This window comes from Aquabacterium sp. (assembly GCF_004297345.1).
Taxonomy (GTDB): domain Bacteria; phylum Pseudomonadota; class Gammaproteobacteria; order Burkholderiales; family Burkholderiaceae_C; genus Aquabacterium.
The window spans coordinates 1-9,737 of record NZ_SCTN01000339.1 but is presented as its reverse complement, the minus strand read 5'-3'; the positions used below and the strand labels follow the sequence as shown (position 1 = coordinate 9,737).

The following is a 9,737-nucleotide window of genomic DNA, read 5'->3' as shown; positions in this document are numbered from 1 at the left end:
GACTTCTCGTGCAGCGGCCAAGTGAGCGGGATCCAGTCCGTTGCGTGAGCCGCAATAGACGCACAGCGACAGGGACATGTTCAGGCTTTCGATTTGTTCCGAGTGGGCGGATGGTTCAGGCGCGGGTGTCGATCACGCGGGTGCGGCAGATGATGTCGTGCAGAAACTGGCCTTGGGGCAATAGCCATGTCAGTGCAATGTAGAACAGCATCCAGCCACCGGTGACGCCGTACAGCAGTTTGGATTGATGCCAGCCCATCATCCAGGCGCCGTAGAAGGCAGGCATGAACCAGAGCCACGATGCAAGGTAGCGCCTCAGAGATTGTGGGAGTGTGATGGCGGTGCCCTGTTCGGATACCAGCCGCAGACGCCAGGTTTTCATGGCCAGAGTCTGTCCGCCGTGAGTCCAGAACCAGATGAAGTAAACAGCCAGCGTCAGGAACACCACCGCCATCAGCCCCGCGCGGTCATGCATGGCGTGACGCTGATTGACACTGATGCCGTAGACCATGCCAACGACCATCAAGACGCCAAACAGCAAGACGCCCTCATAGATAAAGGACGCCATGCGACGACGTAGTGCAGGTGCGGGGCCTTGGGCCCGCTCCTGGCAGGCAGCAGCACTGAGCGCAACGGGCAGGGGGGCGGAGGAGGCCATCATGGACACAGGAGAGAATCAGCGAAAGGAGGGCGAACGATACACCAGCTTGATGCCGGCATGGCGCCGCTCCTGGCCTGTATCAGCGACGTACCGCTGGCTCGTTGCCAACAGCTGATGATGGCAGCGATGCCATGGCGGCGCTTTGCGCCCCCTTTTTTGGCAACATGGTGATCGGATCGACGAAGGCCTTGCTGGCTGTGATCTTGGTCAGGCCCGTGTGCTGATGCATGGGAGGCATGGGGCGTTGGCTGACCAGTGTGGTGGTCGCGCCAGTGCTGGCCTTGACCATGGTGGGGCGCACCACGGTGGGTGTGGCAACTGTGCCCGTGATGGCGTTGGGTACCAGGTTTGATTTTTTGTCCGAATTGTTTGCGGCCACATTGCGCTTGATGGCAAAGGCCTGCTTGGCCTCGCGCGGGCCCACCATGTTGTCAGCGAGCAAAACTGGCTTGGCTCGGCGTTGCGCCTGGCGTGTCAAATCCTGGCGATCTTCCGCTGTCAGGGCCTGATAGGCCGCCCACTTTTCCTGGCGTTGATCGGGTGTCAGCTGGCGGGTTTGCTGGAAGCGCAGACGAGCTTCTCCGCGCTCTTGTGCAGGCAGCTTGGCCCACTGAGACATGCGCTCTTGTACTCGGGCTTTGTCTGCAGGAGACAATTCCTTGTAGCGATTGGCCACGTTGACCCACTTGTCTCGACCGGTTTCGTCCATGCGGGACCAGTGCGTCGCCAGTGGCTGAAGGATCTGCTTTTGCTCTGCAGACAACTCTCGCCACTCGATCGGGGTGTCGATGAGCACCGAGCTGCCTGCATTGGCCTTGTTCAGCACGGCATCAGCCTTGGCTGGCGCATGCGTAGCCCACAACAGACCCATGGCCATCAGGACCACGGGCAAGGTGCGAACAAAGGGTGAGGGCAGCTTCATGACCAAAGCTCAGGGCGTGGTGGACGCAGGCGCCGTCTCGGTGGTCTGCAGGTCTCCGTCGGGCTCTGGTGCCGCGTCATTGATCGAACGGACGGTCGGGCCCGTGTCGGTCTTGAGGAACTCGGCAAAACCGGGGTCGGAGTAGGCGGTCGGAGGCAGGTCGTCCGTCAGCAAGGCCATGTCCACATCCGTGGCGGCTTGCACTTGCTCTTGCTTGTAGTAGCGGTGAATGCCCCACAGCCCAGCCACCAGTGCGATGACCGGCAGGACCGACGCAAGACGCCAGCCCCAGGAGGGGGGGCTGTCGTCCAGGCGGCGGCCATGGTCGCTGGCGCGAGCGTAGCGACTTTCATTCCAGTTGCCGGTCTGGCCCATCCCGCTCGCGCCGGCCGCACTCAGGCCGGCCACGCTGATGTGGACGACCGGTGCCGGTGCGGCGACCGGTGCCAGCGCGGCGGCTCGGGCCTCTCGGCCTGCACGGATCGCTTGCTCTCGGGCGATACGCAGGCGCTCGGAGATGTCGTGTGGAACAGATTGCGCACCCTCTTCCAGGCGCGCGCTCAGACGCATGGCAAAGCGGGCCTCGAGGGCTTCGCGTTGCGCTGGCGTCAGCGGGGAGGTAGGACGGGTTTTCACAATGTAATACCGCGAGATTGAAGGGCTTTGGCGAGTGACTGAACGGCGCGAGAGCAGTGCGTTTTCACGCTGCCTTCCGAGCAACCCATGGCTGCGGCGGTCTCTGCAACATCCAGTTCCTCCCAGTAACGCAGCAGGAACGCTTCCCGTTGACGTCCCGGCAGTTTGTTGACCTCTTCTTCTATCTGAACCAGTATTTCGGCTCTGCCTGCAGTGTCATCAGCACCTTCCGTGCCAGTTTCGCCGGATCTCAGCGATTCCAACAGGTCGAAGTCGCCACTGTCGTCCCCGTCAACGGATGCTTCGAGGTCGCCGATGTTGGTGAACACCGCATTGCGAACCTTCTGTCGGCGAAAGTAGTCCAGCGTGGCGTTGGACAGAATGCGCTGGAACAGCATGGGCCACTCGTTTGAGGGGCGGTCCGCGTAACTTTGTGTCAGGCGGATCATGGCGTCCTGCACGATGTCCAGCGCCGCGTCCTCGTCACGAACGGCGTAAACCGTACGTTTGAACGCGCGTCGCTCCACACCTTTCAGGAAGGCGTTGATCTCTTCTTCGTAAGTGGGGCTGGGCAAGGGAGTCATTTCGCGGGCGGATTATGGCATTGAGTCGTGAATCCTTGAGATTGGTGTCTTGGGGTTCACTTGAATTGACGCGAAGGGATGCGATAATGTTCGTCTTTGCGCCATCTCGATCTGGTCTGAATCTGGACAGCCCGACCCTTAAGTAGGCTCCGGTGGCAGACCGCGCAGGCTCCAAATCCGCCTCACAAGGGCGAGCACGCTGGCAATCCGTTGTCGCAGTGCTGTTGTTGCAGACCTCACAAAAGGCTGTGGCGATGTAGAGGGGCACCGATCGTTTTTCGTTAGAGAAATTCGGAAAGGTTCCACTTCATCATGGACATGTCTCCTACAGACATCAAACGCGCCGGCACGGCCGACGCACACTCACAATCCCCCTCCGGCGAGATCCTCAACGGTTCCGACATCCTTGTACGTTGCCTCCAGGCTGAGAACGTCAAGTACATGTGGGGCTACCCCGGCGGCGCGGTTCTGTATATCTACGACGCCCTGTACAAGCAGGACACCATCGAGCACGTGCTCGTGCGCCACGAACAGGCTGCCGTTCACGCTGCTGACGGCTATGCACGCGCCACAGGCGATGTCGGCGTGGCGCTGGTGACTTCCGGCCCCGGCGTGACGAATGCCATCACCGGTATCGCCACTGCGTACATGGATTCGATCCCGATGGTGATCATCACCGGTCAGGTGCCTACGCCTGCGATCGGTCTGGATGCCTTCCAGGAGTGCGACACCGTCGGTATCACGCGCCCCATCGTCAAACACAATTTCCTCGTCAAGGACGTGGCCGATCTGGCTGCCACGATGAAGAAGGCCTTCCATATCGCCCGCACTGGTCGTCCAGGCCCTGTGGTGGTGGACGTGCCCAAGGACGTTTCCCTCAAGACCACCGCCTTCCACTATCCCGAGACGGTGGAAATGCGCTCGTACAACCCCGTGCGCAAGGGGCATGGCGGCCAGATCCGCAAGGCCGTGCAGTTGCTGCTGAGCGCCAAGCGTCCCTACATCTACACCGGCGGCGGCGTGATCCTGGGCGAGGCCTCCAAGGAGTTGCGCGAACTGGTCGACATGCTGGGCTTCCCCAGCACCAGCACCCTGATGGGTCTGGGCGCGATCCCCGCATCCGACAAGACCTTCCTGGGCATGCTGGGCATGCATGGCACGTACGAAGCCAACATGACCATGCAGAACGCCGATGTGGTGATCGCCGTGGGCGCCCGCTTCGACGACCGTGTGATCGGCAATCCCAAGCACTTTGCTCAGGTCGAGCGCAAGATCATCCACATCGACATCGATCCTTCGTCGATCTCCAAGCGCGTCAAGGTTGACATCCCCATCGTGGGCGATGTGAAGGACGTGCTGCTGGAAATGATCGCGCAGATCAAGGAATCGCAACTCAAGCCCGACCAGAATGCGCTGGGCAAGTGGTGGGATCAGGTCAACGAGTGGAAGAAGCGCGAGTGCCTGAAGTTCAAGACATCGACCGAGGTGATCAAGCCTCAGGCCGTGGTCGAGAAGCTGGCCGAACTGACCAAGGGCACCGACTACTACATCACGTCGGACGTCGGTCAGCACCAGATGTTCGCTGCTCAGTACAGCAAGTTTGAAGAGCCACGCCGCTGGATCAACTCCGGTGGCCTGGGCACGATGGGCGTGGGCTTGCCTTACGCCATGGGCATCAAGCTGGCCAAGCCAGATGCTGATGTCTTCTGTATCACGGGCGAAGGCTCGATCCAGATGTGCATCCAGGAACTGTCGACCTGCAAGCAGTACAACACGCCCGTCAAGGTGATCGCGCTGAACAACCGCTACCTGGGCATGGTGCGGCAGTGGCAGCAGCTGGACTACGGCGGCCGCTACTCGCACAGCTATATGGACGCGCTGCCTGACTTCGTCAAGCTGGCCGAGGCTTATGGCCACATCGGTCTGCTGATCGAGCGCCCTGAAGACGTGGAAGGCGCACTGCGCGAAGCCATCAAGCTGAAGGATCGCACCGTGTTCCTGGACATCCGCACCGACCCGACGGAAAACGTCTGGCCGATGGTTCAGGCCGGCAAGGGCATCTCCGAAATGCTGCTGGGTTCCGAAGACCTGTAATTCACAAAGGCCTGGCCTGAGGCGGGCAGGGTGCAGTCAGGCGCTTGCCGGTGCCTGACTGACGACCTTGACAGCCTGGGCCGGGATGAACACTTAACCGATACCTGTCGCACTACGTGGCCACGGCCCTGGGGTTACCGCCCTTTGGCTAAAGAGCCCGCAAGGACGATCCATATGAAACACATCATTGCCCTTCTGGTCGAGAACGAAGCCGGCGCGCTGTCGCGCGTGGTGGGCCTGTTCTCCGCACGCGGCTACAACATCGAAAGCCTGACCGTTGCCACGACGGAAGACCCTTCGCTGTCGCGCATGACCATCGTGACCCACGGTTCGGACGACGTGATCGAGCAGATCACCAAGCACCTGAACCGCCTGATCGAAGTTGTGAAGGTGGTTGACCTGTCCGAAGGCCCCTTTACCGAGCGTGAACTGATGCTCATCAAGGTACGTGCCGTGGGCAAGGAGCGCGAAGAGATGAAGCGCATGGCGGATATCTTCCGCGGCCGCATCATCGACGTGACCGACAAGACTTACACCATTGAACTGACTGGCGACTCGGCCAAGCTCGATGCCTTCATCGAAGCCATTGACCGCGCTGCCATCCTTGAAACCGTGCGCACCGGGACCAGCGGGATCGGGCGCGGCGAGCGCATCTTGCGCGTCTGAGTCTGGCTCACCGCCGTTCTCTATTTCCCGCTTTTGTTCCCCGCTTTTTCTCAGTTTCAACTGAACCTCTTTTTCCGACGGAGATAAACATGAAGGTCTATTACGACAAGGACGCCGATCTGAGCCTGATCAAGGGCAAGAACGTGGCCATCATCGGTTACGGCTCGCAAGGCCATGCCCACGCTCAAAACCTGCGTGATTCCGGCGTCAACGTGACGGTCGGTCTGCGCAAGGGTGGCGCTTCGTGGTCCAAGGTGGAAGCCGCTGGCATCAAGGTCGCTGAAGTCAATGACGCCGTGAAGAACGCTGACGTCGTGATGATCCTGTTGCCCGACGAGAACATCCCCGAGGTGTACAACAACAACGTCGCCCCGAACATCAAGCAAGGTGCCGTTCTGGCGTTTGCTCACGGCTTCAACGTGCATTACAACCAAGTCGTGCCTCGCGCTGACCTGGACGTGATCATGGTTGCTCCCAAGGGCCCAGGCCACACCGTGCGTTCCGAGTACCTGAAGGGCGGCGGCGTGCCTTCCCTGATCGCTGTGTACCAGGACAAGTCCGGCAAGGCCCGTGACATCGCTCTGTCCTACGCTGCTGCCAACGGCGGCACCAAGGGTGGCGTGATCGAAACCAACTTCCGCGAAGAAACCGAAACCGACCTGTTCGGCGAACAAGCCGTGCTGTGCGGTGGCGCTGTCGAGCTGGTGAAGATGGGTTTCGAGACGCTGACCGAAGCTGGTTACGCTCCGGAAATGGCCTACTTCGAGTGCCTGCACGAGCTCAAGCTGATCGTCGACCTGATGTACGAAGGCGGCATCGCCAACATGAACTACTCGATCTCGAACAACGCCGAATACGGCGAGTACGTGACGGGTACGGAAGTGATCAACGAGAAGTCGCGCGAAGCCATGCGCAACGCTCTGAAGCGCATCCAGACTGGCGAATACGCCAAGATGTTCATCCTGGAAGGCCGCACGAACTACCCAAGCATGACCGCTCGTCGTCGTTTGAACGCTGTTCACCCGATCGAGACCGTGGGTGCCGAACTGCGCGCCATGATGCCTTGGATCGCCAAGAACAAGCTGGTTGACCAGTCGAAGAACTGATCTGGCTGCCGGGCTTGACCCGGTTGCGTGATCGTTTGAATGAAAGCCGCCGGGGTGCAAGCCTCAGGCGGCTTTTTGTTGTTTTGATGCCTTTGATGGCTGTCAAAACGTTGTGTGTCATCCCTTGAATGCGTGCTGGGAAATCTCGGGGGGCGCGGCCAAGATGCCCTGCATAGAATAACCATGAGCACGATGTGCTTGATTTGACCAATTGGTCACTAACTCACAATTCAAGGGATTTCTAAAATGAACTTTCGTTTCGCTATTCGCGCATTGCTTGTTGCCGCTACTGTTGCAGGCGCCCAGCACGCCCACGCTTTGGCTGCGCTGGATTTCCAGGATATGACTTGCGCCAAGACGCAAGCGCTGTGTGGTGCTGCGCAGACTTACTCTGCCAAGGGCTTCACGCTGCAATATGCACCTGCAGCAGGTGAGCAATACCCCGTCGGTCTGACTGCAGTTGGCAAGTCATGGCAGTACAACGTCAATGGCTCGATTGCTCTGACGGCCAACAGCTGCAGCGCGACCACGACGTTGACAAACAACAAGGGCGCCGCGTTCGCCATGTTCGCTATTGATCTGGCCGAAATGAATGGTGACAGCCCAAGCAGTGTCACGTTTGTCGGCACCAAGGTTGATGGCTCCAAGGTCACCAAGAGTGTTCAGTTGGACGGCAAGGCTGGCTGGCAGCGCGTGGTCATGCCTTCGGCGTTTTCTTCCCTGAAGTCCGTTACCTGGACGCAGGGCGATTGCTCGACGAACAAGCCTCATATGTTCGACAACATCGTCGTGAATTGATGGCTCAAGGCTGATACATGCGCACACGTGCTTGTGTGCGTATCGCCGCTGTATCAACCCGGTAGCGCCTGCTGGCCCTGCCGGGTTTTTTATTGGTTTGGCAATGGAGCAGCTTGCCACCCACCGCCAATCGCCTTGTAGAGCAGCACGGTCGTCAAAGCGCGCGCTGTTTGAGCCTGAATGAGATCATCTTCGCGCTGCAGGGCCCCGAGTTGCGCTTCCAGAACCGGTTGAAGCAAGCCCGTGCCCTCGTTGAACAGTTTCTCTGCATGAACGGCGCCGTCTGAGGATGTGCGCCAGGCGGTAGTCAATTGCTGTGCACGTTGATCCAGCGCGCGGCGTGCGCTGTAGGCGTTTTCGACGTCTTCCAGGGCGCTCATCACGGCTTGCTCATACTGCGCTGCGGCAGCTTCCAGCCTGGCATCGCTGGCCTTGATATTGGCCTGGATGCGGCCGCCTTCAAAGATGGGCAGCTTCACGCCCGCGCCCCATGCCGTGAAGCTGGAGGATGCTGATGGCAGGTTGCCGATCTCCAGATGGCCATCGTTGGACAGGAAGCCCAGATAGAACTTGGGCAGGACCTCGGCCTTGGCACTGCCCAGACGTGCGGCCAGCGCGCGCACCTGGTTGGCGCTGCCCCTGACGTCCGGGCGTCGTTCGAGCACATCAGACGGCAGGATGCCGGGCAATTGATCGGGGATGACGCTGCCATCTGCAGGTGCGCTCGCTGTGGGCGCGGGCAGAGATGTCAGTGCCTCGGGCGGCTGGCCCGTCAGCACGGCCAGTCGCCGCAGGCGGGCACCCAGCAGGCTTTGCAGCGGGGCTTGCATGGCGCCAAGCGCCTGCACGGCGGCCTGTGCGCGGTCCACGTCATAGCGGTTGGCGTGCCCGGCATCAAAGCGCCCTTGTGCATAGCGCTGCAGGCGTTGGGCCGTGGTGAGGCTGCGCGCCAGCACGTCCATGCGTCGCTCGATGCTGCGGGCCTCGATGTAATTGCTGGCGATGTCACCGGCCACGATCATCTGGGCGCCATGCAGCTTCTCTTCATAGGCCAGGGCTGCCTGGCGGGCGGCTTCGGCGTCGCTGCGGCGGGCACCAAAGATGTCCACTTCCCACGCGGCAGCAAAGCCACTGCCATTGAATGAGCTGATGGGCACATTGAGTGCGGGAAGCGTCACCGGTACCGGCAGTGGCGGCAGGCTGGGCGCGCTGACATCATTGAACTTCTGGCGGCCTGTTGCGCCGTAGGCCATCAGTGTGGGGTACAGCGCCGATTCCGCCATGGTCACGACAGTACGCGCTTCCTTCACCCGCGCGACCGCCACACGGATGTCGGCATTCGCTGCCATACCCTTGTCGATCAACTGGATCAGCGTGGGATCTGCGATGCCGTGCCACCAGGTGGCGATGTCCTGGCCTGACGCTGTGGCGTTGGCGCTCTTGCCGACTTCATCAAAGGCAACAGGTGTGGGCACGTCAGCGGGCATGTCCACCTTGATGGTGGTGCAGGCCGCCAAGGACAGGCTGATCAGCGCCGCCAGGCCTTTGGTGCTCAGGACGGGGTGTCGGGTGGTCATGTCGGGCATTCGCAGATCTTGGGCGTTCAGTTGACGGGATCAAGCCGGTCTTGCGCGGCAGCAAGGAGCACGGCCAGCGCGGTCGAGGCTACCCGGGTGCGCTGGCTGTCGGTCGAGTCGGTCAGGATCACCGGTACGCGGCAGCCCAGCACGACGCTGGCCACATCTGCACTTGCCAGGAAGATGAGCTGCTTGACCAGCATGTCACCCGTTTCGAGGTTGGGCACCAGCAGGACATTGGCTTGACCGGCAACGGGAGAATCCGGGTCCTTGATGCGAGCCACATCGGCGTTGATGGCCGAATCGAATGACAGTGGGCCGTCGATGACGCCGCCTGCGAGTTGATGACGCTCCAGCATCTTGCACAAGGCGGCCGCATCCATGGAGGAGGGCAGGGCGCTGGTGATGGAATCCGCCGCAGAGAGGATGGCCACGCGAGGCTCGTCGAAGCCCAGGATGCGGGCCAGATCAATGGCGTTCTGGACGATGTCTCGCTTGTCTTCCAGCGTGGGCTGCACGTGGATGGCGGCATCCGTGATGATGATGGGGTGATCGCACTTGGGTACATCGGCCACATAGGCATGGCTGGGGCGACGGTGGTTGCGCAGGCCGCCTTCCGGTGCCATCACGGCTTGCAGCAAGGTTTCGCGGCCGATGTGGCCTTGCATGATGGCGTGGACGCCATCATGCAAG

At 60.8% G+C, this 9,737-nt stretch carries 10 protein-coding genes; 4 read left to right on the top strand and 6 right to left on the bottom strand.

Annotated elements, in window-relative coordinates; translation table 11 throughout:
- Positions 1-115: 115 nt before the first annotated feature.
- The 4 genes from EPO09_RS12455 to EPO09_RS12440 all read right to left on the bottom strand — a co-directional run bounded on the left by EPO09_RS12455 (position 116) and on the right by EPO09_RS12440 (position 2,803).
- Positions 116-661 (bottom strand): RDD family protein, encoded by a 546-nt coding sequence (locus EPO09_RS12455; RefSeq protein ID WP_290643534.1) that lies wholly within the window; start codon positions 659-661, stop codon positions 116-118.
- Between the two features lie 79 nt (positions 662-740).
- Positions 741-1,583 carry a DUF3106 domain-containing protein gene (locus EPO09_RS12450; RefSeq protein WP_290643532.1) on the bottom strand — a complete coding sequence of 281 codons (843 nt, stop codon included), beginning with the start codon at positions 1,581-1,583 and terminating at the stop codon, positions 741-743.
- A gap of 9 nt (positions 1,584-1,592) precedes the next feature.
- The gene (locus EPO09_RS12445) at positions 1,593-2,219 is read right to left on the bottom strand and encodes a DUF3619 family protein (RefSeq protein ID WP_290643530.1); all 627 of its coding nucleotides are present in this window, start codon (positions 2,217-2,219) and stop codon (positions 1,593-1,595) included.
- A complete protein-coding gene (locus tag EPO09_RS12440) occupies positions 2,216-2,803 on the bottom strand; it encodes an RNA polymerase sigma factor (RefSeq protein ID WP_290643528.1) in 588 nt (195 codons plus the stop codon). The genes EPO09_RS12445 and EPO09_RS12440 overlap by 4 nt, the downstream gene beginning before the upstream one ends.
- Positions 2,804-3,115: 312 nt before the next feature.
- Between EPO09_RS12440 and EPO09_RS12435 the strand changes: the two genes are divergently transcribed.
- From EPO09_RS12435 to EPO09_RS12420, 4 genes are all read left to right on the top strand, one after another.
- Positions 3,116-4,897 (top strand): acetolactate synthase 3 catalytic subunit, encoded by a 1,782-nt coding sequence (locus EPO09_RS12435; RefSeq protein WP_290643526.1) that lies wholly within the window; start codon positions 3,116-3,118, stop codon positions 4,895-4,897.
- A gap of 174 nt (positions 4,898-5,071) precedes the next feature.
- The gene (gene ilvN / locus EPO09_RS12430) at positions 5,072-5,563 is read left to right on the top strand and encodes an acetolactate synthase small subunit (RefSeq protein WP_290643524.1); all 492 of its coding nucleotides are present in this window, start codon (positions 5,072-5,074) and stop codon (positions 5,561-5,563) included.
- An 89-nt stretch (positions 5,564-5,652) separates the two neighbouring features.
- Positions 5,653-6,669, top strand: a complete 1,017-nt coding sequence (gene ilvC / locus EPO09_RS12425) for a ketol-acid reductoisomerase (RefSeq protein ID WP_290643522.1) — start codon at positions 5,653-5,655, stop codon at positions 6,667-6,669.
- A gap of 246 nt (positions 6,670-6,915) precedes the next feature.
- Positions 6,916-7,467 (top strand): hypothetical protein, encoded by a 552-nt coding sequence (locus tag EPO09_RS12420; protein WP_290643520.1) that lies wholly within the window; start codon positions 6,916-6,918, stop codon positions 7,465-7,467.
- A gap of 89 nt (positions 7,468-7,556) precedes the next feature.
- Here the strand turns inward: EPO09_RS12420 and EPO09_RS12415 are convergent, their stop codons facing one another.
- Together EPO09_RS12415 and EPO09_RS12410 are read right to left on the bottom strand one after the other, a co-directional pair.
- Positions 7,557-9,044: an efflux transporter outer membrane subunit gene (locus EPO09_RS12415; protein ID WP_290643518.1), complete on the bottom strand. Its 1,488-nt coding sequence runs from the start codon at positions 9,042-9,044 to the stop codon at positions 7,557-7,559.
- Positions 9,045-9,070: 26 nt separating this feature from the next.
- On the bottom strand, positions 9,071-9,737 hold a 667-nt coding region (locus tag EPO09_RS12410; protein ID WP_290643517.1), incomplete at its 5' end, for a bifunctional enoyl-CoA hydratase/phosphate acetyltransferase.

What these genes read in the sequence shown, in the direction of transcription:
- EPO09_RS12455 (WP_290643534.1), bottom strand. Translation starts at nt 661, where the DNA reads ATGATGGCCTCCTCCGCCCCCCTGCCCGTTGCGCTCAGTGCTGCTGCC.
- EPO09_RS12450 (WP_290643532.1), bottom strand. Translation starts at nt 1,583, where the DNA reads ATGAAGCTGCCCTCACCCTTTGTTCGCACCTTGCCCGTGGTCCTGATG.
- EPO09_RS12440 (WP_290643528.1), bottom strand. Translation starts at nt 2,803, where the DNA reads ATGACTCCCTTGCCCAGCCCCACTTACGAAGAAGAGATCAACGCCTTC.
- EPO09_RS12435 (WP_290643526.1), top strand. Translation starts at nt 3,116, where the DNA reads ATGGACATGTCTCCTACAGACATCAAACGCGCCGGCACGGCCGACGCA.
- ilvN (WP_290643524.1), top strand. Translation starts at nt 5,072, where the DNA reads ATGAAACACATCATTGCCCTTCTGGTCGAGAACGAAGCCGGCGCGCTG.
- ilvC (WP_290643522.1), top strand. Translation starts at nt 5,653, where the DNA reads ATGAAGGTCTATTACGACAAGGACGCCGATCTGAGCCTGATCAAGGGC.
- EPO09_RS12420 (WP_290643520.1), top strand. Translation starts at nt 6,916, where the DNA reads ATGAACTTTCGTTTCGCTATTCGCGCATTGCTTGTTGCCGCTACTGTT.
- EPO09_RS12415 (WP_290643518.1), bottom strand. Translation starts at nt 9,044, where the DNA reads ATGACCACCCGACACCCCGTCCTGAGCACCAAAGGCCTGGCGGCGCTG.